This window comes from Bifidobacterium callitrichidarum (genome assembly GCF_003129905.1).
Taxonomy (GTDB): Bacteria; Actinomycetota; Actinomycetes; order Actinomycetales; family Bifidobacteriaceae; genus Bifidobacterium; species Bifidobacterium callitrichidarum.
The window spans coordinates 1-22606 of the sequence record NZ_QFFM01000023.1 but is presented as its reverse complement, the minus strand read 5'-3'; the positions used below and the strand labels follow the sequence as shown (position 1 = coordinate 22606).

Here is a 22606-nt window from a genome sequence, read left to right as displayed (position 1 = left end):
CGACCGGCAAGGGTGCACTGTGTCCTGACGGCCGGTTCATGAAATAAGGAGCAACCGTTATGGGTAAGTATCTTCTGCGACGCATTCTGCAGATGATCCCCGTGGTTCTCGGCACGACGCTTCTGGTGTATGCGCTTGTCTTCCTGCTGCCTGGCGACCCCGTCAAGGCCATGTTCGGAGACAAGCCCGTCAACGAAGCCGTCGCGGCCCAGATCCGCGCAGAGTACCACCTCGATCAGCCGTTCATCATTCAGTACCTCATCTATCTGAAGAACGCGCTGACCCTCGACTTCGGCAACACCTTCGCCGGCCAGCCCGTCATCGACGAGATCACCCGCGCCTTCCCGGTCACCATCAAGCTCGGCCTGATGGCGTTCGTGTTCGAGGCCATCTTCGGCGTGACCTTCGGCATCATCTCGGGCCTCAAGAAGGGCAAGTGGTACGACACGGTCATCCTGATCGTCTCCCTGCTCCTCATCTCCGTGCCGACCTTCGTCACCGGCTTCGTCCTGCAGTACCTGCTCGGCATCCAGTGGTCCATCCTGCCGGTGACCGCCGGCGCCGACCCCACGGTCCTCGACCTGCTCATGCCGGCCATGGTGCTCGGCTCGGTCTCGATGGCGTACATCATCCGACTGACCCGCGCCGAGATCTCCTCCAACATCGCCGAGGACTACGTGCGCACCGCCCGCGCCAAGGGCATGTCCAACGGACAGGTCATGCTGCGCCACGTGCTGCGCAACTCCTTGATCCCGGTCGTCACCTACCTGGGCCAGGACATCGGCGGCCTGATGGGCGGCGCCATGATCACCGAGCAGATCTTCAACATCCACGGCATCGGCTTCCTGACCTACCAGTCCATCCTGAAGGGCGAGGCCAACCTGGTGGTGTCCATCGTCACGCTGCTCATGCTGATCTTCGTGGTGTGCAACCTCGTCGTCGACCTGCTGTACGCGGCCCTCGATCCGCGTATCCGTTACGCATGAGAAGGGGAGGAGTGAACGAAATGGCAAACAACACCACCGAAAACGAACTCAACGAGTCCGGCGAGCCCGGCACCGAGTACTTCATGGAAACCCTGCCCGGCCAGGACCGTTACGTGGCCCCCATCGAGGAGACCCCGCTTCAGGACGTCGACTCCGTGGACGAATCCGCCCCGGCCACCAGCATGTGGGCCGACGCATGGCGAACCCTGCGCCGCAACCCGCTGTTCATCATCTCCGGCCTGGTCATCGTCTTCATCATCATCGTGGCCCTCGCCCCCGGCCTGTTCACCAAGCAGGACCCGAACGCCTGCGATCTGGCAAACTCGCTGAGCCCGTCCGAGCCCGGACACCCCTTCGGCTTCGACCTGCAGGGCTGCGACGTGTACACCCGCGTGGTCTACGGCACCCGCACCTCCCTGTCCGTCGGCGTGCTCTCCACGCTGATGGTCGTGCTCATCGGCACCCTGATCGGCGCCATCGCCGGCTTCTGCGGCGGATGGATCGACGCGGTCCTGAGCCGCGTCACCGACATCTTCTTCGCCCTGCCGATGCTGCTCGGCGCCATCGTGGTCCTCCAGATGTTCAAGTCCTCCAAGTCCATCTGGAAGATCGTGCTCGTGCTGGCCCTCTTCGGCTGGGTGGGCGTCTGCCGCATCGCGCGAAGCGCCGTGCTCGAGGCCAAGAACCTCGAGTTCAACACGGCCTCCACGGCCCTCGGCTCCACCCCGATGCGCAACCTGTTCCGCCACATCCTGCCGAACTCGCTGGCCCCGATCATCGTGATCGGCACCACGTCGCTCGCCTCCTACATCGTGGCCGAGGCCACGCTGAGCTTCCTTGGCGTGGGCCTGCCCACCACCACCGTGAGCTGGGGCGGCGATATCTCCAGCGCCCAGACCAACCTGCAGACCGACCCGCTCGTGCTGTTCTACCCGTCCGCCGCACTGGCCATCACCGTGCTCGCGTTCATCATGATGGGCGACGCCGTCAAGGACGCCCTTGACCCGAAGAGCCGTACGGCCTGAGCAAGGGAGTAGAGGAAACATTATGACTGACAACTCCAAGGCACAGATGCTGGCCATGCAGAAGGAGCACGGCCCGCTGCTCGAGGTCAAGGACCTCGCCGTCGACTTCACCACGGACACCGGCAAGCCGGTGCACGCCGTGCGCAGCTCCTCCTTCACCGTCTACCCCGGCCAGTGGGTGGCCATCGTGGGCGAATCCGGCTCCGGCAAGTCCACCTCCGCCATGGCCGTGCTGGGCCTGCTGCCCGGAACCGGCCATGTGGTGGGCGGTTCCATCAAGCTCGACGGCGAGGAGATCGCCGGTGCCAAGCAGTCCGAGTTCGACAAGCTGCGCGGCACCAAGATGGGCCTCGTGCCCCAGGATCCGATGAGCAACCTCAACCCGGTGTGGCGCATCGGCACCCAGGTCAAGGAGGCCCTCAAGGCCAACAACATGGACGTGGCCCACGAGAAGCGTTCCGCCCTCGCCAAGGCCCTGGCCGGCGAGGACGCCGCGGTCGAGCTCAAGGGCAACGACGACGAGACCTTCCTCGGCTCCAAGGACCTGCCCGCCCTGATGGACGAGGCCAAGAAGGCCCTCACCGCCGCAGGCGTGTCCGGCGAGGCGTTCGACAAGGCCGTGGCCCGCTTCGAAAGCGAGTGGGTGCCGGGCTCCGAGACCCGCTGGCGTGTGGCCGACGACCTCATCAAGGCCGGCGTGGCCGACGATCAGGCCTGGTACCTGGCCAAGAAGTACGTGACCGGCTCCACCATGGAGGACCGCATCGCCGGCCTGCTCTCCGAGGCCGGTCTGCCGGACGCCGCGACCCGTGCCCGCCAGTTCCCGCACGAGTTCTCCGGTGGCATGCGCCAGCGCGCGCTCATCGCCATCGGCCTGGCCTGCCGTCCTGATCTGCTGATCGCCGACGAGCCGACCTCCGCCCTTGACGTGACCGTGCAGAAGAAGATCCTCGACCACCTGCACATGCTCACCGATTCGCTGGGCACCGCCGTGCTGTTCATCACCCACGATCTGGGTCTCGCCGCCGAGCGCGCCCAGCACATCGTGGTGATGTACAAGGGCCAGGTCGTCGAATCCGGCCCGAGCCTCGAGGTGCTCCAGCACCCGCAGCACCCGTACACCAAGCGACTGGTGGCCGCGGCCCCGTCCCTGGCCTCCCAGCGCATCATCTCCGCCAAGGAGCGCGGCGAGAACGCCGACGCCCTGCTGGATCACAAGGTGGCCGATGAGAACGAGCTCGAGAAGAGCGAGCACATCATCACCGTGGACCACCTGACCAAGGAGTTCAAGCTCCCGCGCAAGAAGGAGATGTTCAAGGCCGTCGACGACGTGTCCTTCTCCGTCAAGCGCGGCACCACGCTGGCCATCGTGGGCGAATCCGGCTCCGGCAAGTCCACCGTGGCGAACATGGTGCTCCACCTGCTCGAGCCCACCTCCGGCAAGGTCTTCTATGAGGGCCGCGACACCTCCACGTTCAAGTCCAAGGATCTGCTGGACTTCCGCCGCCACGTGCAGCCGGTGTTCCAGAACCCGTACGGCTCGTTGGATCCGATGTACTCCATCTACCGTTCCATCGAGGAGCCGCTGCGCATCCACAAGATCGGCGATTCCAAGTGGCGCGCCAACCGTGTCAAGGAGCTCCTTGACATGGTGGAGATGCCGCAGTCGGTCATGGGCCGCTACCCGAACGAGCTGTCCGGCGGCCAGCGCCAGCGCATCGCCATCGCGCGAGCCATGGCCCTCGACCCGGACGTCATCGTGTGCGATGAGGCCGTCTCCGCCCTCGACGTGCTGGTCCAGGACCAGGTGCTGCACCTGCTCAACGACCTGCAGGCCGAAAAGGGCCTGAGCTACCTGTTCATCACCCACGATCTGGCCGTGGTTCGTCAGATCGCCGACGAGGTCGTGGTGATGCAGCACGGCAAGCTCGTGGAGCACGCCACCACCGACGAGGTGTTCGACCACCCGCAGAAGCAGTACACGCGCGACCTGCTCGACGCCATCCCCGGCGGCAAGCTCAAGCTCGGCCTGGACTGATTGCGTGATTAACTCATAGTGGTTGAGGCCTCTTCCCGGCAACGGGAAGAGGCCTCAACCATATTCTGGCTCCCCTCTCTGAGGGGAGCTGTCAGCGAAGCTGACTGAGGGGAGCATCGGTCCAGCTGCGGACTGTAGCTCCCCTCAGTCGTCTGCGACGACAGCTCCCCTCAGAGAGGGGAGCCTTTTGCGGCATGGCCGCTCACTATGTCCGCCGACCCAACCGGCCGCTGCATCCAGGAATCACACGTCATATGTGATGGTCAGCGGGGCGTGATCGGACCAACGCATCTCGTACGTCGGTGCCTTGTCGATCACGAAGCCGCGCGCGGTCTCCGCCAGTTCGGGCGTCGCGAACTGGTAGTCGATCCTCCAGCCCACGTTGTTGTCGAACGCGCGCCCGCGCTGGCTCCACCACGTGTACGGGCCCTGGATGTCCCCGGCCAGATCGCGCATCACATCCACGAACTCGTATTCATCCAGCCACCGGTCCACATAGGCGCGCTCCTCAGGCAGGAAACCCGCGTGCTTCTCGTTGGCCTTGGCGTTCTTGATATCCAGCGGCGTGTGTGCGATGTTGAAGTCGCCACACAGCACGGCCTGCCTGCCGCCATGGGCCGCCTCGTCGCGCAGCTCGCCCATACGCACCAGCATCGCGTCGAGGAAACGGTACTTCTGCTCCATCTTCAGCGGATCGTCGGTGTTGCCGGCATGCACGTAGACGCAGACCACGGTGATCACATAGCTCTGCGGCGTACGGACATCGGTTTCGATCCAACGTCCGGAATCCACGTCTTCGGTGAGTCCCGGCAAGCCATACCGTTGCCCGACCACCGGCAGGTCACTGAGCAAGGCCACGCCGGCACGTCCCTTCACACGACAGACCTCATTGGTCAGCGTGAAATCCTCGGCCGAATCGATGGCACCGGCCTGCGCATATTCAAAGGCGAATTTGCCGAAGATCGCATCGATGTCCGGCTGAGGTGCGCGTACCTCCTGCATACACCAGACGTTCGGCGTATTCCTGCCCGCCCATGTGGTGATGCCCTTGCGGTCGGCCGCCCGCAATCCATTGACGTTGGAAGTGGTAATGGTGATCATGCGGCCATAGTATGGTGGCCTCCCTACGAAACCCCGGCGCGAACGAAGCATGCAATCAGCTTTCTCTAAGCATGGGTGCTAGTGTTAGCAAGGTTGCAACCGTCATACGAAATGAGGAATCATGGGACTGTTCGGATTCGGCAAGAAGAAGGCCAAGAAGGAAGCCGAAGAGGCAGCGGAGCCAATCGACGAGGATAAGGTGGCCGCCGAGGCCGCCAACGCCGCCGCCAAGGCGGAAAGCGCGGAAAGCGTACTGGCCGAGCCGTCGAACGAATACGCCGGCCGCGGCGAGGAGCGCGGCCCGTGGGACGTCAATGACGAGGATGTGCCCGACTACGACGACTACCTGGATCTCGGCGCCTACTACCTGCCGTTCCTGCGCGGCATCGAACTGCGCATCAAGGCCAACCGCGCCACCCAGCAGATCCTGGGCTCCACCATCACCTACGGTGCCTCCAGCCTGGAGATCGAGGCCTTTGCTGCCCCCAAGACCATGGGCCTGTGGGATGACGTGCGCGCCGACCTGCTGGAAGCCAACAAGGCCGCTTCCGAGGCCGAGGGCGTCTTCGGCACCGAGCTCAAGCTGCCGGTGAACGTCAAGGGCGGCAAGACCGTCGAGACCCGCATCGTGGGCGTGGACGGCCCGCGCTGGATGCTGCGCGGCATCTTCTCCGGCAAGGCTGCCACCGATCCGGACAATCCGGAGACCGAGGCCCTCAACAAGTTCTTCGCGGACATCGTGGTGGAGCGCGGCGAGGAGCCGCTGGCCCCGCGCGACCTCATCCCGATGCACCCGCCGGTCGCCCCGGCCGAGCGCAAGGCCGCCAAGGCCGCCGCCGAAGCGGAGGAGAACGGCAAGGAACACTTCAAGGACATCCCGGACAACAAGCCCAAGGGCCCGCTGAGCCAGGACCAGACCACCGAGGTCAAGACCACCCTGTCGCGCGGCCCGATGTTTTCCGAGGTCCGCTAAGCGTCCATGGCAGACAAGGCAGACAAGAAACGCACCGGCCTGGGGGCCTTGGCGGACGCCGGCGAGGGCGACGACTTCTCGATCATCGACGCCATCGGCGGCCCCCGCGGCGTGGTGGAGTCCATGCTCCCGGGCGTGGTGTTCGTGGTCCTCTTCGTGGCCACGAACAACCTGAACCTCACCATCGGCGTGTCCGCCGTGCTCGCCATCGTGCAGGTGGTCGCACGCCTCATCCAGCGCCAGTCGCTGATGGGCGCGCTCTCCGGCCTGGTGGCCGTGGGCATCTGCCTGATCTGGGCATGGAAGAGCCATGAGGCCCGCAACTACTACATGCTGGGCTTCCTGACCAACGCCATCTACGCCGTGCTGCTGTCCGTCACGCTGCTGATCCGCGTGCCCGGACTGGGATTCGTGGTGGAGTTCATCCGCCAGATGCCCACCGAACGGTTCAAGGCATGGTTCCATGATTGGATGGACGACCCCGAGCTCAAGCGCGCGTACATGATCGTCACCGCGCTGTGGGTGGGCCTGTTCGGTCTGCGCCTGCTGGTGCAGGTGCCGCTGTACCTGACCGACCACGTGGCCGCGCTCGGCGTGGCCCGCCTGCTCATGGGCATCCCGTTCTGGGCGCTGGCGATCTGGGTGAGCTATCTCATCATCGCCACCCCGCTCCACCGGCACAAGGCCACTTACCGAAAGGACAACGATGCAAGCTGAGGTCCGCATCGAACGTTACGCCGACCAGGGCCGTTGTGTGGCCCATATCGACGGCCGCGTGGTGTTCGTTCGATTCGCCCTGCCCGGCGAACTCGACCGGATCGAACTGGACGAGCCGCACGACCGCGACGACCGGTTCTGGACCGGCGAGGTGGTCGAGGTCATCGAACCGTCCGAGGACCGCGTGACGCCGGCATGGCCGCTCGCCGGACCTCTGGCCATGGGCGGGGGAGTGGGCGGCGCCGACCTCGTGCACGTCTCGCTCGCCGGCCAGCTCAGGTGGAAGGCCGTCACCGTTTCCGAACAGATGAGTCGCCTCGGCCATATCGACGTGGCCGTGCCCATCGACCGCATGCCCGGCGATGAGGAGTTCGGCGGGCTCAACTGGCGCACCCGCATCGAGATGATCGCCGACGAGGAGGGCCGCCCCTCCATGCGCCGGCGCGGCACCCACAACCGCGTGGCCATCGACACCATGCCGCTCGCCACCCGCACCCTGCTGGATGTGGCCGAACGCGAGCACGTCTGGGACGGCGGTTACGAGCCCGGCTCGCAGATCCGCCTATCCGTGCCCGAACCGCGCGGCGATGCCGAAAGCGCGCAGGATAACTACGCCGTGCTTGTGGACGGCGAACTGACCGCCGGCGAACAGCTGCTTACCGAGCAGGTGGCCATCAACGGCACCACATTCACCTACCGGGTGGATGCCAACGGCTTCTGGCAGGTGCACCGCCAGGCCCCCATCGCCTTGGGCACGCATGTGATCGACCTCGTCAACGGACAGTTGCAGGGAGCCGTGGCCCCCGTCATCTGGGACCTCTACTCCGGTTCCGGCCTGTTCACGCTGCCGTTGGCCACGCTGACCGGCGAACGCACCCGCATGCTCAGCGTGGAGGGCGCGCGCGTGGCCGTGCGCAACGCGCAGCGCAACCTGCGAGCCATGAACCTCAACGACGTGGACGCCCGCGCCGGCGATGTCTCCCAGACACTGGCCCACGTGCCGGCCCATCTGGCCAAACCGGATGTGGTGGTCCTCGACCCGCCGCGTGCCGGAGCCCGTGCCAAGGTATGCCGCCAGATCGCCGCGGCCGGAGCCAAGTCGGTGGTGTACATCGCCTGCGACCCCACGTCCCTGGCCCGTGACACCGCCACCCTGATCGGTGAGGGCTACCAGCTCAAGGGCATCCGCGCCTTCGACATCTACCCGATGACCCATCACGTCGAAACCGTCGCCCTGTTCGTCCGCTGACCGTGCGCGATTACGTTGTGTATCGGGCCTGTCCCGAGTCGGTTTCTTGCTTGGTTCCTCTCTCGGAGGAGAGCTGTCGGCAGAGCCGACTGAGGGCAGCCCATCACCATTCGTGTTGATTGAGTTTGAGCAGAGACCGAACGTAACCGAAAGCGAACCCATGAAACCGCGTATCCCAACCCTGATCGCCGCCGTGGCCGCGGCAGCCGCCGTGCTGTCGCTGACGGCGTGCGCGCCAGCCGGCCGGGCCGTCGGCGACACGCAGGATAGCATGCCCGCGGTCGCCCACGATTCGGTCCACATCACGGACGCCACCGTGGGATTCGTGGGCTCCGAGGACCCCGCCGCGGACAAGCTCGCCATCAACGCCATCTCCGACTCCGGCATGAACGTCTTCTACGCTTCGCTCGCCGGACAGACCAGTCCCAAGTCCGATACGACGGGGAAGAGCACCGACGATGCCGCCAATACAACCGGGGGAACCGCGGCCGAATCCGACTCGGAGCCATCGGTGACGGTGGATTCCGCCGCCGTCACCGCCCAGCAGGCCGTGGACGACTTCGTGGCGCGTGCGGTCAAACTCGTGGTGATCAGCGGCATCAACGTGACCGACGCCAACAGCCAAGGCTGGGATGAAGCCCTCACCAATGCGCGCAACGCCGGCATTCCCGTGGCCCTGCTCAACCCCGTGGCCCTGCCGGAGAACGATCTGCTTTACGCGGCCACCCTCGCCGTCAACGACCGCGACGCCGAAGCCACGCCCATCAGTGACGTCGCCTTGACCATCATCCGCGACGAGCCCCACGACCGCACCATCGCCGTCACCACCAACACCGGCAATTAACATTCCTCGGCTCCCCTTGTCAGGGGAGCTGGCGGCGAAGCCGACTGAGGGGTAGTGGGAGAGCGGCCGGCAGGCCGCGGAAAATACCGTATCGACGAAGTCGATCGTATTTACCTCCGAGGTTTGGCCCAATGCGAACGGACCCGCGGTAGGCTGGAGACCATGAGCGCAGCAGCAACCGTCCATATGCCCCACGTGCCCGAGCAGGGCCTGACCGACGCGGAAGTGGCCCGACGGGTCGGCAGCGGCCAGTCGAACGCGGTGAAGACCTCCACGTCCCGTTCGCTCGCGGACATCGTGCGCGCCAACGTATTCACGCTCTTCAACGGCATCATCTTTGCCGCTATGGTGCTGGTGCTCATCACCGGCTCGTGGAAGGATTCGGTATTCGGATTCGTCATCATCATCAACACCGGCATCGGCATCATCACCGAACTCAGAGCCAAGCGCACATTGGACAGGCTCTCCATCCTGGTTGCTTCCGACTTCCTGGTGCGCCGCTGCGGCGAGGACGTGGCCGTCCCGCACAGCGGCATCGTCATGGATGACCTGCTCTGGATCCGTTCGGGCGAACAGGTGCCCGCGGACGGCCTGATCGTGCGCACATGGGGACTGGAACTGGACGAATCCATGCTCACCGGCGAATCGCGCACCGTGCGCCATGACGTGGGCGAGCAGATCTACTCTGGGGCCACCGCCGTCTCCGGCATGGCGCTGGTCAGGGTCAACGCGGTCGGCGCGCACTCGTACGCCGCCACGCTGACCGCACAGGCCAAGGTCTACAAGAAGACCGTCTCCGACCTCAACAAGGGCATCAACACGATCCTGAAATTCATGACCTTCCTCGTGGTGCCCCTGTGCGTGCTGCTCATCCTCTCACAGATCCACACGGTGGGCGGATGGCATGCGGCCTTGGCCACCGGCGAATGGCGGCAGGCCGTGGTCTCCGCCGTGGCCGGTGTGGTGGGCATGATTCCCGAGGGCCTCGTGCTGCTCACCTCCCTGAACTTCGCGCTCGCTGCGATCAGGCTCGCCCGGAAGAACACGCTGGTCCAGGAGCTCGAATCCGTGGAGACCCTGGCCCGCGTGGACGCGCTCAACCTCGACAAGACCGGCACCATCACCGACGGCGGCATCGCCTTCGACCGCATCATCCCGTTGACCGCGTATGGCCTGCATCCGTCTGTTGGCCCATCGTCCGTCGATTCGATATCGTCATTGTCCGCTGCTGCGGGCCGCGAGAATGACGCAGACCAAGAGCCAGATACGACGGCATCCGAGCCGGCCATTGCCCAGGCGCTCTACGACTGCTGCGACGAGGAACAGCCCAACGGCACCGGCCAGGCCGTGCTCGCCGGACTGGGGGAGCGAGGCTATGCGCCCGGCGAAGTAAACTCGCGCGTGCCGTTCTCGTCCTCCCGCAAATGGAGTTCGGTTGTCAAACCGGATGGTGTATGGATCATGGGTGCCCCGGAAGTCATCCTGTCCGCATTGGACGGTGATTACGCGGACATCCTGCGTGAGGTCAACGCCTATGCCAACGATGGCAACCGCGTGCTCCTGCTTGCCTATAGCGCGGCAGGCCAGCGCTCGGCGCATGGCGGACTGAAATCAGTTGACGAATCCGCCGACGCAACCAAGCAAAATCCGGCTCCCCTCTCCGAGGGGAGCTGTCGCCAAAGGCGACTGAGGGGAGCGACCGGAGAGACAGACGCGACGGCGACATCCCCCCAGCCGACCGTACCAGCGGTCTCCCCATCGACAGCACCCGACAGCCCCGACACCTCGCAACTCGACCCGTCCGCGACCCCGGTCGCCCTGGTCCTGTGCGCCGAACGCATCCGCTCCGACGCCGAAGCCACCCTCGCCTGGTTCCGCGAGCAGGGCGTGCGCTGCCGTGTCATCTCCGGCGACAATCCGGTCACGGTTGGTGCCATCGCCCGCAAGGTGAGGCTTACCGGCGACCGCGAACCGGTGGCAATGGACGCACGCGAGCTGCCAGCCGACATCGACGAGCTCGCCCAGGTCCTCGAACACGTGGACGTGCTCGGCCGCGTACTGCCCGACCAGAAGAAGGCCATCGTCCAGGCCCTGCACACACGGCATCACGTGGTGGCCATGACCGGTGACGGCGTCAACGACGCACTGGCCTTGAAGGAGGCGGATCTCGGCATCGCGATGGGCAACGCGGCCCCCGCCACCAAGGCCGTGGCCCAAGTGGTGCTTGTCGACTCGAAGTTCTCCCACCTGCCGGACGTGGTGGCCCGGGGCCGTCAGGTCATGGCCAACATGGAGCGCGTCGCCAGCCTGTTCCTCGTCAAAACCGTGTATTCCGCGCTGATCTCGCTCGGCGTGGTCCTCACGCAGATCCCGTACCCGTACCTGCCACGCCACATCACGTACATCGGTGCGCTCACCATCGGCATGCCCGCCTTCATCCTGGCGCTCGCGCCGAACACACGCCGCTACATCCCCGGCTTCCTCAAACGAGTGGTGAGCTTCGCGCTGCCCGGCGGCGTGGCCACCGCGCTCTCCGTGCTGCTCGCTTCCTGGTTCCTGCCCGGCATCATGGGCTGGGATGTGGTCGATTCCCCGGCCGACCTGTCCACCCTGCGCGCCACCAGCGCCATCATCCTGTTCGTGATGGGCGTATTCGTGCTCGCCCGTGTGGCCCGTCCCCTCAACGGCTGGAGGGGCGTGCTGGTCGCCGTGTTCGCGGCCGCCGGTGTGATCGGCATGTTCATCCCGTTCGTGGCCCGGTTCTTCGCGCTGATCCTGCCCACCGGACCTATGCTGGCCGCCACGCTCATCGCGCTCGCCGGCTCTGCCGTGATCTTCGTGTTGTGCCTGTGGCTTGTGCCGCTGGCTGGCCGCGTACTGACGCGCTTCCGGCGCCAACAAGGCCTCGGTATCTAAACTTGGTTTCCCTCTCCGAAGGGAGCTGGCGGCGTAGCCGACTGAGGGGAGTCCTTCCGTGGGCCTTTCTCGGCTCCCCACGCTTTCCTTCTGCTGGCAGCCGCCGTTCCTCCGCAGCCGGCTGAAACAAGCCGCATATTGTCTCACGTTTCAAGCCGACACGCCAGAGGCAAAGTAACGTACCCGTACCATTTGAAGCGGATAATCAACGGCACCAACAGCCGATTCATGATTTCGGAGGAAGCATGTCCTTACGCGACGATCAACTGGCCACCCTCACCGCGGCCGGCAAGGACTTCGATTACTACAACATCGCCAATCTCGACGGCATCGACCATCTGCCTTATTCGCTCAAGGTCCTCGTCGAGAACCTGGTACGCAACATCGACGGCGCGAACATCACCGACGAGCACGTCAAGGCGCTGCTCGGTTGGGATCCCACCGCACAGCCCAGCCATGAGATCCAGTTCACCCCGAGTCGCGTGGTCATGCAGGACTTCACCGGCGTGCCATGCATCGTGGACCTCGCCACCATGCGTGACGCGGTCAAGGACCTCGGCGGCGATCCGGAGGTCATCAACCCGCAGGTCCAGTCGGACATGGTCATCGACCACTCCGTGCAGATCGACAAGTACGGCATCGCGGACGCCGTCGAACGCAACATGGACATCGAATACCAGCGCAACGGCGAACGCTATCAGTTCCTGCGCTGGGGCCAGCAGGCGTTCCGCAACTTCCGCGTGGTGCCGCCGGGAACCGGCATCATCCACCAGGTCAACATCGAGTACCTGGCCAAGGTCATCATGATCAAGGCGGGGGAGCGCGGCCGCCAGCTTGCCTACCTCGACTCGTGCGTCGGCACCGACTCGCACACCACCACCGAAAACGGCCTGGGCGTGCTCGGCTGGGGCGTCGGCGGCATCGAGGCCGAGGCCGCAATGCTCGGCCAGCCCATCTCCATGCTCGTGCCGCGCGTGGTCGGCTTCAAGCTCACCGGCTCCATCCCCGAGGGCGTCACCGCCACGGACGTGGTCCTGACCATCACCGACATGCTGCGCAAGCACGGCGTGGTCGGCAAGTTCGTGGAGTTCTACGGCGAGGGCATCGCTTCCGTGCCGCTCGCCAACCGCGCCACCATCGGCAACATGAGCCCCGAATTCGGCTCCACCTGCGGCATCTTCCCGATCGACGACGTCACGCTCGACTACCTGCGCCTGACCGGCCGCTCCGACGAGCAGGTCGCGCTGGTCGAGGCGTACGCCAAGGCCAACAAGCTGTGGGGCGATGCCAAGGACCCGAACTACGTGGAGCCCGAATACTCCGAATACATGGAGCTCGACCTGTCCACCGTGGTGCCGTCCATCGCCGGCCCGAAGCGTCCGCAGGACCGCATCATCCTCTCCGAATCCAAGCAGACGTTCGAGGACACGCTGCCCGCCTACGAGACGGAGAAGACCGTCAAGGAACCGGTGGCCGTGTCCACCGACTTCCGCGGCGACTTCGACCTGACCAACGGCGACGTGGCTATCGCCTCGATCACCTCCTGCACCAACACCTCCAACCCGTCCGTCATGATCGCCGCCGGCCTCATCGCCCGCAACGCGCACGCCAAGGGCCTTAAACCCAAGCCGTGGGTCAAGACCTCGCTTGCGCCGGGCTCCCAGGTGGTGGCCGACTACCTCAAGGCCGCCGGCCTCCAGGACGACCTCGACGCGCTCGGCTATCAGCTTGTCGGCTTCGGCTGCGCCACCTGCATCGGCAACTCCGGCCCGCTGCTGCCGGAGATCAGCGAGGCCATCAACACCAACGACCTGACCGTCACCGCCGTGCTGAGCGGCAACCGCAACTTCGAAGGCCGCATCAGCCCGGACGTCAAGATGAACTATCTGGCCTCCCCGCCGCTCGTCATCGCGTACGCGCTCGCGGGCACCATGGACTTCGACTTCGCCACGCAGCCGCTGGGCCAGGACCCGGACGGCAACGACGTGTACCTCAAGGACATCTGGCCCACCAACGAGGAGGTCGCCGCCGTGGTGGACGGCACCGTCAGCCGCGAGATGTTCCTCAAGGACTACGCCTCCGTGTTCGAGGGCGACCGCCGCTGGAAGGGCCTCGACGTGCCTGAAGGCGAGCTGTTCGCCTGGGATCCGAAGTCCACCTACGTGCGCAAGCAGACGTTCTTCGACGGTATGAAGGCCACGCCCGATCCGGTCGCGGACATTCACGGCGCCCGCGTGCTCGCCCTGCTCGGCGACTCCGTGACCACCGACCACATCTCCCCGGCCGGCGCGTTCAAGGCGTCCAGCCCGGCCGGCAAGTACCTGACCGAGCGCGGCGTGGAGCCGAAGAACTTCAACTCCTACGGCTCCCGTCGAGGCAACCACGAGGTCATGGTGCGCGGCACGTTCGGTAACATCCGCCTGCGCAACCAGCTGCTCGCCTCCACCGGCAACGAGGTCACGCCCGGCGGCTACACCTACGACTTCACCACCGGTAAGCCGTCCACGATTTTCGACGCATCCCTGAACTACAAGGCCGCGGGCACGCCGCTCGTGGTGTTGGCCGGCAAGGAATACGGCACCGGATCCTCGCGCGACTGGGCCGCCAAGGGCACGCTGATGCTCGGCGTCAAGGCCGTGATCACCGAGAGCTTCGAGCGCATCCACCGTTCCAACCTCATCGGCATGGGCGTGCTGCCGCTGCAGTTCCCCGAAGGCGAGTCCTACAAGTCCCTGGGCCTCGACGGCACCGAGACCTACGACATCGCCGGCGTGGACGAGCTCAACAACGGCGTGACCCCGAAGACGGTCCACGTCACCGCCACGCACGCGGACGGTTCCAAGACCGAGTTCGACGCGGTGGTCCGCATCGACACCCCCGGTGAGGCCGACTACTACCGCAACGGCGGCATCCTCCAGTACGTCCTGCGCAACCTCATGAAGTAGGCTCACCGAGAGTGAGACCGCACGAAGGCCGGCATCCGATTCGTTTCGGGTGCCGGCCTTCGCCGTATCCGTGGAGCATCTGCTGTTCCTTTCCGAATCACCTCGAAAACCCGTATTTCGCAACAAAACATCCAATTCAATCCGTTTTCCGACACTCCGACGTAACATTTCCATCGATTTCGCAACAAAACCGCACTACAGTAAAGAACCGTTGGCCGGCCCGCAACGATGGGGCCAGCGCAACTGTTCCAGCAACGACGCAAAGGAGTATGCGGTATGCAACCAATCAAGGCCATTCAGTACGGCTGCGGCAAGATGTCGAAGTACACGATTCGTTACATGCATGAGAAGGGCATCCAGATCGTCGGCGCCATCGACGTGAACCCGGCGGTCGTGGGCATGGACGCCGGCGAATGGGCCGGCATCGGCCCGATCAACGTGCCGATCCGCTCCGACGCCGAGGCCGTGTTGGACGAGTGCGACGCGGACATCGCGGTCGTCACGCTCTTCAGCTTCGAGGACGAGATCGCCAAGATGTGCGAGCAGTGTCTGTCCCGCGGCATCAGCGTGATCACCACCTGTGAGGAATGCATCTACCCGTGGACCACCAGCCCCGCCGTCACCAACCGTCTGGATCGTATCGCCAAGGAAACCGGCGCCACCATGCTCGGCTCCGGCATGCAGGACATCTTCTGGGTGAACATGGTGGCGCAGGTCGCCGCCGGCTGCCACACCATCAAGAAGATCACCGGTGCGGTGAGCTACAACGTCGAGGACTACGGCCTGGCGCTCGCCAAGGCGCACGGCTGCGGCCTGACCCCGGAGGAGTTCGAGGCCGAACTGGCCCACCCGGAGACCGTGGTGCCGTCCTACGTGTGGAACTCCAACGAGTCCCTGGCACAGAAGCTCGGCCTGACCATCCGCTCCCAGAGCCAGAAGTCCGTGCCCTACATCCTGGACGAGGACGTCTATTCGGCCACGATGGGCGAGACGATCCCGGCCGGCAAGTGCGTGGGCATGTCCGCCGTGGTGACCACGGAGACCAACCAGGGCATCACGCTGGAGACCGCCTGCATCGGCAAAGTCTACGGACCGGATGACGGCGACATGTGCGACTGGACCATCGCCGGCGAGCCCGACGTGGAGTTCCACGTGGTCAAGCCCGCCACCGTGGAGCACACCTGCGCCACCATCGTCAACCGCATCCCCGACGTGCTCAACGCCCCCGCCGGCTACGTGACCGCCGACCAGCTCGACGAGATCTCCTACCTCACCTACCCCGCCTCCCTCTACGTGGCGTGAGCGTGACATGCTGACGGCCTGGTGGGCTCGGACATCCGTTCGAACCCACCAGGGTGTATGCGGAGATGGCCGCACCTTATGACGCCGATATGGGGCTGGGGAGACGTGATTTCCTCGCTCGTATCGGCGTCATTGCAATCCCTATGCCAATCGTGTCGCAAGATGGAGTCACATAGTCCGTAATTCGTTCGGATTCCCGCGCGCTGTGGCTACCGTTGCCTCCATGAACGTCAATGTATCCTCATTCGGACCATATCCGACCTCGCAATCCGATGGCAAGACACCTGCCACGGGTGGAACACCCATCCCGTCCCCGTCCATGAAGGACGGTCTTGCCCAACGAAAGTCCGCAATGTTGTCTCGCTGCTCGGAAGCGGCCCGGCGATGCAGCCGGACATTGCTGTTCGGCATGACCACATCCCTGATCCTCCAATCCGTGCCGGTCCCGACGGGGTGCGGCCTCGATGCCGATGAACTGCACGTCACATCCAGCAGCAAGGAACGCCGGATACGGGTCAATCATTCGAATCTACGCGCGCATGCATGGAAGCCGTTGCCTTCAGCCTGCAATGTGCGTATCGGATCTCGTGTATACGCGCTTGAACTGGCGCATACGTGGGCTCAGCTTGCCCCCTACCTGACGTTGGAATCGCTGATCGTGCTCGGTGATTCGATGCTGCATGCCATCGCGAGCCAGCCGGCATTGTCTCGCGGGCGCGATGAATCGGAGATTAGACATAATTTCTTTGAGACCATCACCGGATTGCCGCCGTTCAAGGGGAAGCCCCGATGCCTACGGGCGATGGCGATGCTCAAGGAACGTGTGGCGTCGCCCAAGGAAAGCGAAAGCAGACTTGTCCTGTTGCGGCACGGCATACCGATGCCTGATACGGGATATGCGGTTCCCGATGCGCGGTTTGCTTCGGGCGCGGCGATGACGCTTGATCTGGCATGGCCGCAATACCGGATTGGCGTTGAATACGATGGCGACCAGCATCGCACCGACAAGGCACAGTGGAGACGCGACCAGGAGAAGCGGGAATGGCTGCGCAACCGTGGATGGGTCGTCATCACGCTCACCGGGACCAACCTCGCCGATGAGGTATCCAAGGCGGAATACGCTTTCAACGTTGCGCGGCATCTAACGCTGGCCGGTGCGCGGTTCGTTTTCTCGGTCGTCCCCATGCCCTTGGAAAAGGTGATTGGGCGTCGTTGCGAATCCGAAGGGTCCGAATCGGCGGTCGGGGAATAACGAATTGGGCTTTACAGTCGCCATTGGCTCCATCAACGGCGTGTCTGCGGTGATTATCGGGCTTATGCATCACGGTTGTTCTGCCCCGATGAAGGGATTGTGCCGATTCGAGGGGTATCGTGGCACGATAGCTTACCACAGCGGCAACTTTTCGTGGCGATATGACGCGGTGGGGCAGCGGGATTGCCACGCAAGCCTGTTTCGGGATGGAAAAGCCTTGCCGGGGCAATTGCCGGACCCGGATAAACCGCGTCATTTCAACGTTTTGAAAAACCGACGAATTTGCTCCCGCCAATGGTGCTGCCCCAAGGCGTGGATTATGAGTGAAAAACGTCCACCGGGGCAGCGGGCAAGGTCTTTTCGGCGAGTGGGGGTCCTTATCCGGCCATCGACAATTGAGGTGCGCGGCCGAGAGAACATCGAGCGAGCGTGCCCTGCTTGGAGTGTCATCGCCGCCACGCAGAATCATTGCGCGATATGCCGATGTCGGGTGCTGATGCTCATAATTGAGTATCATGACTTCGAGTACTACGAATATCGCAGCACAATCAACTCAACCCTACGATTCCATTACTATTCGCACCTTGCGTCGTGACGATTACCCGGCGCTCGTCGAAATGGTGCGGCACGCCTGGTACGCCGATGAGGGCGAGCGTGCCGGCCGGCTCGGCGCTCAGGCCGACTGGGAATACTGCCTGTCCCGCACCACCACCGCATTCGTGGCCGAAGCGGACGGCGAACCGGTGGGCATGATCCTCGGACGAGTGGCCGCGCGCGACACCCGCGGCCCGTGGAACGCGCATTACCGACGGTATCTGAGCCTGCTGCCGGCTCAGCTCCTGTCCGCCGACGGACGCGAGAACGTGGCCTATCTGCTGGCCATCCACGCCATCGAACGCCGTCTCATCCGCATGTCCGGACATCATCTGCCAGCCGAGGTGGTCCTGTTCGTCACCGCGCCGCAGTCCCGCGGCTTTGGCCTCGGCTCTCGCCTGTTCGACACCCTGCTGGAGTCCTTCCGCGAGCAGCATGCCCATGACTACTTCCTGTACACCGACGATACCTGCGACTTCGGCTTCTACGAGCACCGCGGCCTCACCCGTGCGGCCGAGATCACACGCCGCCGAAACAGCCCGGCAAACGGCGAGCCGGCCATCGAATCCTTCTACCTCTACGAAGGCCGGGCATAAGGTTCGTCCAACCAATCCAATCCGGGATTGACTGTTCCGGCTTCCCTCTCTGAGGGGAGCCGTCGCCGAAAACGACTGAGGGGGAGCCCGGAACAAGTTCTTGCCTGGCTTTGCCCGCCACATCCGTCGCGTCACACCGAACGCTGGTAGGCTGGAGAAGCCGGGGCAAGGACGAACGGACAAGCAAGACACCCGGCGACGAAGGGGCGATCAATATGGCGATCAAAGCGAACGAACTGCCGCTGGGGAAGGTGTTCACCCCCGATTTCCGGTTCACCATCCCGTCCTTCCAGAGGGCGTACATCTGGAAGCCGGAGAATATCCTGCAGCTGGTGGGCGATCTCAAGGACGCCTCCGCCACGCCCGGCACGCCGTACTTCCTCGGCTCGCTGATCCTGGTGCGCGAATCGGAGAACCGGTATATGGTCATCGACGGCCAACAGCGACTGGTCTCCCTGTCCATCATCATCGCCGTGCTGCGCGATCTGGAGCAGGACCCGGACCTCATGCGTCAGCTGGATGCGCTGCTGGTCGAACCCGGCGACAAGCTGCGCGGCATCATCAACGAGCCCCGCCTCACCCTACGCGAGCGCGACGCCGCGTTCTTCCGCGAACACGTGCAGGAGGACAACCTCGAATCCGTGTTCGACATGAACGACGACGACCTGGCCACGGCGGCCCAGCGCAACATCGTGCACAACATCAAGAAGACGTACGACGAGATCTCCAACTGGCGTCCGTCCGAACGCCAGCGCTTCGCCCAATACCTGGTCAACGAGGTCACGCTCGTCATCGTCACCACGGATGACCTGGACGGCGCGCACCGCATCTTCGATGTGATGAACATGCGTGGTCTGCCGCTCACCCCGTCGGACGTGTTCAAGGCGCGCGCCACCTCCGGCCTCGCCGCCGCCGAACTCGACGCCTACGCCGCCCGCTGGGACGACATCGTGGACCCGCTCGGCGACGACCCGCAGACCATCGAGGAGTTCTTCTCCTACCTGCACCTCATCCTCACCCACCAGCCCGCCACGGACAAGCTCATCGAGGACTTCCTGTCCGAGGTGCTCCAGCCGTACCTCAACACCGGCACCACCGCCTCGTTCATCAACGACGTGCTGGCCCCGTACGCCATGGCTTGGCGCATCATCGACCGGCCGGGCGAGACCATCCTGCCGCCCGAGGTACGTCACGGTCTGGAAGCGCTCAACGACTACCGCATCCACGAATGGAAGCCCGTGGCCATGTGGGCGCTGGTCCACTCGTACCGCGAACTCGGCAACCCGGACGTCTCGCCGTTCGTGCAGCGCGGTGCCCGTTCGGCCCGCCGTACCATGACGCTCGAGGCGCTTGGCGCGCATGACGGCCAACGCCTGCTGGACATTCTCAAGGCCTTGGAACAGGTGACCGGCATCCGCACGCTGAACCGCACCGGCACGCTGGAGCGCCGCGGCTTCGCGAACGCCGCCGTGCGCGACCTGGATAAGGGCTATCTGGTGGAGCGCATCAACGGCCTGCGCGTAGGCGACGCCGACCGCGAAGGCGCGCTGGTCCGCCTCCACGGCGAGATGCAGGGTGACGGCGATCTGATCCGTCTGCTGCTCATCCGCGCCAACGAACAGCTGGCCGGAGCCCCGCTGCCGCGCCCTCGCCGGTTCAGCGCGCTGCCGATCATGCCGTTGGACATCGAACGCGCCGTGTCGTTCGCCGATTGGACGCAGGACAACCATGATTTCTGGATGTACCGTCTCGGCAACATGGCGCTCGTCCAAGGACCAGGCGACCAGTTGGACAAGCTCGGCGAGTACCTGCCGCGCCGTGACCGCATGCTGCTGCGTGCTGACTCCCAGCGTTTCCCGCTCACCAAGGAGCTCGAGCATTTCGACGCCTGCACGCCCACCATGCTGGAGAGGCGGCAGGAGGAGACCATCCGGCTCATCGTCGAATACTGGGGCATCCGGTACGACGCCAACAACAAGGACCTGACCGCACAGCCGCTCGCCGAGCTGCAGCAGGGCGCGACCAAGGCCTCCCGCGGCTCGCGTCGCGTGACCATCCGCCAGGTGATTCAGGCCGGGCTGCTGACGCCGGGCGAGCGCCTGGTCTGGGATCGTCCGCGCAAGGGCGAACGCTGGTATGCCACCGTCACCGAGAACGGGCGTCTGCGTCTGGACGACGGCTCCGAATACCCCACGCCCACCGCCGCGGCCCGTGCCGCAGCCGGCGGACGTCGCGGCGGGGGACTGGATGTGTGGAAGCGCGCCTCCAACGGCCAGAAACTCAGCGACATCTGGAAGCAGTTCCGCCTGAAGACCCAGTGACTCGAGTGAAGTCGGCCCGACTCAGCCAATGGCTGGGTCAGACGGCTGTCTTTTGCCGACGGGCTTTTGGCGAAGCCGGCTGCGGGGCGGTCTTATCGTCGCTACAGCCGTGCCGGCAGGTCGGCCCGCTCCACGAGGCGCGCCATCTGCACACGACCCATATTGAGCCGGTCCGCCGCCGAGGACAGGTGCGCCTTCGCGGTCCGTTCGGAAATGAACATCCGCGAGGCGATCTCCGCGTTCGTATAGCCTTCGGCGGCCAGCATCACCGCCTCCCGTTCGCGTTCCGGCAGCGAATCGAGCAGGGTCCGCGCCTCATCGCGACGCATGCGCGAGCGCGTCCGGCTCAGTTCGTCGATGAGCTGGCGCTGGCTCGCGGTGTTGAACTGCGGCGCGCCTGACGTGACCCCGATGATGCGGCGGATGATCTCGTCCGGCGCATCCGTCTTCGAGACGAATCCCTCGGCACCCGCCTCGATGGCCCGCTCCACAGTCCCCGAAGGACTCAGCGACGTCAGAATCAGCACATGCGGCGCATGGGGGAGCGCCCGCAGCCGCCGCGTGGCCTCGATGCCGTCCACGCCCGGCATGGCGATGTCCATCAACACCACATCCGGCCGTTCCTCGGCCGCCCGGCGCACGCACGTCTCACCGTCCGTGGACGTGGAGGCCACGGCCAACCGCCCGTCCGAATAGTCGGTAAGAATCAGGCTCATCGCCTGGCAGATCATCGGATCGTCATCGATGACGCTCACGCGGATCGGTCTTGTAGCCCCGGACTCACCGGTCGTATCCGCATGATCGGAGTCGTGCCCGGAACCTGTCGGACGACCTCCGGAACCGGGCGCAGCCCCGCTGTCCGTGGTCTGTGCCGAATCCTCAACCGTCTTCGATGCCTCGCTCTGCTCACTCACGCTAGCCATCTTAGCCACGCCAGGGCAGCCTCACGTCCACATGGAACAGGTGCCGCTCGTCCACGCCGTACCGGCATTGGCCACCCACCGACTGCGCGCGCGCCGCAAGCCCCGGCAGACCGGCACCATGCGTGGAACCCGTCTGCGTCATCGGATTGCTGATGTGCAGATGCACGCCCGTGGCCGGACCGGCTGTGATCTCCAGCGAAACCGGTGCTCCCGGTGCATGGCGGCGCGCGTTGGTCAGCCCCTCCTGCACGGCCCGGTACGCCACCTTGCCGATGGTCTCGTCCAATCCGCTCAGCTGTTGGATGTCGATCCATGTGTTGAGCTGTGTGCCGGAATTGCGGGCGTCGGCGATGAGTGCGTCCAGCGACTCGCGCGTCAGTGAGGTGTCGTCGCTCGGAGCCAGCTGCTCCCACGCCTGCTGCGGGTTGCGCAACATGTCGATGATCGCGTGCGCCTCATCCAGAGCGCCCGCCGACTGCCTGCGGATATCCTCCGCCTTGCCGGCCAAAGCGCGCGCCTCAGGGGAGTCCCCGAGTTTGTCAGCCTCCGCCTTGAGCGCGCTGGCGTTGAGCGCCATCAGCGACAGCGAATGGGCGAGCGTGTCATGCGCCTCGGCGGCGATGGCGTCCGCCAGCTGCTGGTTGTTGAGGTCGGACTGCAACGTGGCTGCATGGTCGGTGGCCGCGCTCGCCACCGCGTTCGCCGTGCGCAGACGGGCCCTCGAACGGATGTGCAGGCCGGTCAGGATGGCGATGGCGGAGGCCACCAGGGCCGTGACGACCGCGGTGATGATGATGGTCGGCTCCTGCGCCAGCATCACTAGG

At 64.9% G+C, this 22606-nt stretch carries 16 protein-coding genes; 13 read left to right on the top strand and 3 right to left on the bottom strand.

Annotated features, from left to right (window positions below; translation table 11 throughout):
- Positions 1 to 59 precede the first annotated feature (59 nt).
- Genes DF196_RS10115 through DF196_RS10105 form a run of 3 tightly spaced genes read left to right on the top strand, consistent with a single transcriptional unit; the run spans position 60 to position 4049 of the window.
- Complete coding sequence (locus DF196_RS10115) at positions 60 to 986, top strand: ABC transporter permease (RefSeq protein WP_109057710.1); 927 nt, start codon at positions 60 to 62, stop codon at positions 984 to 986.
- Positions 987 to 1006: 20 nt separating this feature from the next.
- Complete coding sequence (locus DF196_RS10110) at positions 1007 to 2011, top strand: ABC transporter permease (protein ID WP_109057709.1); 1005 nt, start codon at positions 1007 to 1009, stop codon at positions 2009 to 2011.
- A gap of 22 nt (positions 2012 to 2033) precedes the next feature.
- Positions 2034 to 4049, top strand: coding sequence for a dipeptide ABC transporter ATP-binding protein (locus DF196_RS10105; RefSeq protein ID WP_109057708.1), 2016 nt, complete (start codon positions 2034 to 2036; stop codon positions 4047 to 4049).
- A 243-nt stretch (positions 4050 to 4292) separates the two neighbouring features.
- On the opposite strand, the gene DF196_RS10100 is transcribed toward DF196_RS10105, so the two are convergent.
- Positions 4293 to 5150, bottom strand: a complete 858-nt coding sequence (locus DF196_RS10100) for an exodeoxyribonuclease III (RefSeq protein WP_109057707.1) — start codon at positions 5148 to 5150, stop codon at positions 4293 to 4295.
- Positions 5151 to 5271: 121 nt separating this feature from the next.
- On the opposite strand from DF196_RS10100, the gene DF196_RS10095 reads away from it, so the two are divergent.
- From DF196_RS10095 to DF196_RS10050, 10 genes are all read left to right on the top strand, one after another.
- Positions 5272 to 6123 (top strand): DUF3710 domain-containing protein, encoded by an 852-nt coding sequence (locus tag DF196_RS10095; RefSeq protein WP_109057706.1) that lies wholly within the window; start codon positions 5272 to 5274, stop codon positions 6121 to 6123.
- A 6-nt stretch (positions 6124 to 6129) separates the two neighbouring features.
- Positions 6130 to 6840 carry a DUF3159 domain-containing protein gene (locus DF196_RS10090; protein WP_109057705.1) on the top strand — a complete coding sequence of 237 codons (711 nt, stop codon included), beginning with the start codon at positions 6130 to 6132 and terminating at the stop codon, positions 6838 to 6840.
- A complete protein-coding gene (locus DF196_RS10085) occupies positions 6830 to 8089 on the top strand; it encodes a class I SAM-dependent RNA methyltransferase (RefSeq protein ID WP_109057704.1) in 1260 nt (419 codons plus the stop codon). The genes DF196_RS10090 and DF196_RS10085 overlap by 11 nt, the downstream gene beginning before the upstream one ends.
- Before the next feature lie 160 nt (positions 8090 to 8249).
- Positions 8250 to 8933: a type 1 periplasmic-binding domain-containing protein gene (locus DF196_RS10080; protein ID WP_109057703.1), complete on the top strand. Its 684-nt coding sequence runs from the start codon at positions 8250 to 8252 to the stop codon at positions 8931 to 8933.
- Positions 8934 to 9095: 162 nt separating this feature from the next.
- Complete coding sequence (locus tag DF196_RS10075; RefSeq protein WP_109057702.1) at positions 9096 to 11849, top strand: HAD-IC family P-type ATPase; 2754 nt, start codon at positions 9096 to 9098, stop codon at positions 11847 to 11849.
- Between the two features lie 245 nt (positions 11850 to 12094).
- Positions 12095 to 14794, top strand: coding sequence for an aconitate hydratase AcnA (gene acnA / locus DF196_RS10070; RefSeq protein ID WP_109057701.1), 2700 nt, complete (start codon positions 12095 to 12097; stop codon positions 14792 to 14794).
- 276 nt (positions 14795 to 15070) lie between these two features.
- The gene (locus DF196_RS10065; protein ID WP_109057700.1) at positions 15071 to 16096 is read left to right on the top strand and encodes an NAD(P)H-dependent amine dehydrogenase family protein; all 1026 of its coding nucleotides are present in this window, start codon (positions 15071 to 15073) and stop codon (positions 16094 to 16096) included.
- Between the two features lie 223 nt (positions 16097 to 16319).
- Positions 16320 to 17348, top strand: coding sequence for a hypothetical protein (locus DF196_RS10060; protein WP_241519688.1), 1029 nt, complete (start codon positions 16320 to 16322; stop codon positions 17346 to 17348).
- Positions 17349 to 17863: 515 nt separating this feature from the next.
- Positions 17864 to 18538 carry a GNAT family N-acetyltransferase gene (locus DF196_RS10055; protein ID WP_109057698.1) on the top strand — a complete coding sequence of 225 codons (675 nt, stop codon included), beginning with the start codon at positions 17864 to 17866 and terminating at the stop codon, positions 18536 to 18538.
- Between the two features lie 215 nt (positions 18539 to 18753).
- Positions 18754 to 20859, top strand: a complete 2106-nt coding sequence (locus tag DF196_RS10050; protein ID WP_109057697.1) for a GmrSD restriction endonuclease domain-containing protein — start codon at positions 18754 to 18756, stop codon at positions 20857 to 20859.
- A 101-nt stretch (positions 20860 to 20960) separates the two neighbouring features.
- Here DF196_RS10050 and DF196_RS10045 read toward each other — a convergent pair whose 3' ends face one another.
- Together DF196_RS10045 and DF196_RS10040 are read right to left on the bottom strand one after the other, a co-directional pair.
- On the bottom strand, positions 20961 to 21782 hold the full coding sequence (locus tag DF196_RS10045; RefSeq protein ID WP_109057696.1) for a response regulator transcription factor: 822 nt from the start codon (positions 21780 to 21782) through the stop codon (positions 20961 to 20963).
- Position 21783: 1 nt separating this feature from the next.
- The coding region (locus DF196_RS10040) for a sensor histidine kinase (RefSeq protein ID WP_109057695.1) at positions 21784 to 22606 on the bottom strand (823 nt) is incomplete at its 5' end.

Bases quoted from the DNA above. Each gene is read 5' to 3' on its own strand.
- DF196_RS10115 (WP_109057710.1), top strand. From the start codon at position 60: ATGGGTAAGTATCTTCTGCGACGCATTCTGCAGATGATCCCCGTGGTT.
- DF196_RS10110 (WP_109057709.1), top strand. From the start codon at position 1,007: ATGGCAAACAACACCACCGAAAACGAACTCAACGAGTCCGGCGAGCCC.
- DF196_RS10105 (WP_109057708.1), top strand. From the start codon at position 2,034: ATGACTGACAACTCCAAGGCACAGATGCTGGCCATGCAGAAGGAGCAC.
- DF196_RS10100 (WP_109057707.1), bottom strand. From the start codon at position 5,150: ATGATCACCATTACCACTTCCAACGTCAATGGATTGCGGGCGGCCGAC.
- DF196_RS10095 (WP_109057706.1), top strand. From the start codon at position 5,272: ATGGGACTGTTCGGATTCGGCAAGAAGAAGGCCAAGAAGGAAGCCGAA.
- DF196_RS10090 (WP_109057705.1), top strand. From the start codon at position 6,130: ATGGCAGACAAGGCAGACAAGAAACGCACCGGCCTGGGGGCCTTGGCG.
- DF196_RS10085 (WP_109057704.1), top strand. From the start codon at position 6,830: ATGCAAGCTGAGGTCCGCATCGAACGTTACGCCGACCAGGGCCGTTGT.
- DF196_RS10080 (WP_109057703.1), top strand. From the start codon at position 8,250: ATGAAACCGCGTATCCCAACCCTGATCGCCGCCGTGGCCGCGGCAGCC.
- DF196_RS10075 (WP_109057702.1), top strand. From the start codon at position 9,096: ATGAGCGCAGCAGCAACCGTCCATATGCCCCACGTGCCCGAGCAGGGC.
- acnA (WP_109057701.1), top strand. From the start codon at position 12,095: ATGTCCTTACGCGACGATCAACTGGCCACCCTCACCGCGGCCGGCAAG.
- DF196_RS10065 (WP_109057700.1), top strand. From the start codon at position 15,071: ATGCAACCAATCAAGGCCATTCAGTACGGCTGCGGCAAGATGTCGAAG.
- DF196_RS10060 (WP_241519688.1), top strand. From the start codon at position 16,320: ATGAACGTCAATGTATCCTCATTCGGACCATATCCGACCTCGCAATCC.
- DF196_RS10055 (WP_109057698.1), top strand. From the start codon at position 17,864: ATGACTTCGAGTACTACGAATATCGCAGCACAATCAACTCAACCCTAC.
- DF196_RS10050 (WP_109057697.1), top strand. From the start codon at position 18,754: ATGGCGATCAAAGCGAACGAACTGCCGCTGGGGAAGGTGTTCACCCCC.
- DF196_RS10045 (WP_109057696.1), bottom strand. From the start codon at position 21,782: ATGGCTAGCGTGAGTGAGCAGAGCGAGGCATCGAAGACGGTTGAGGAT.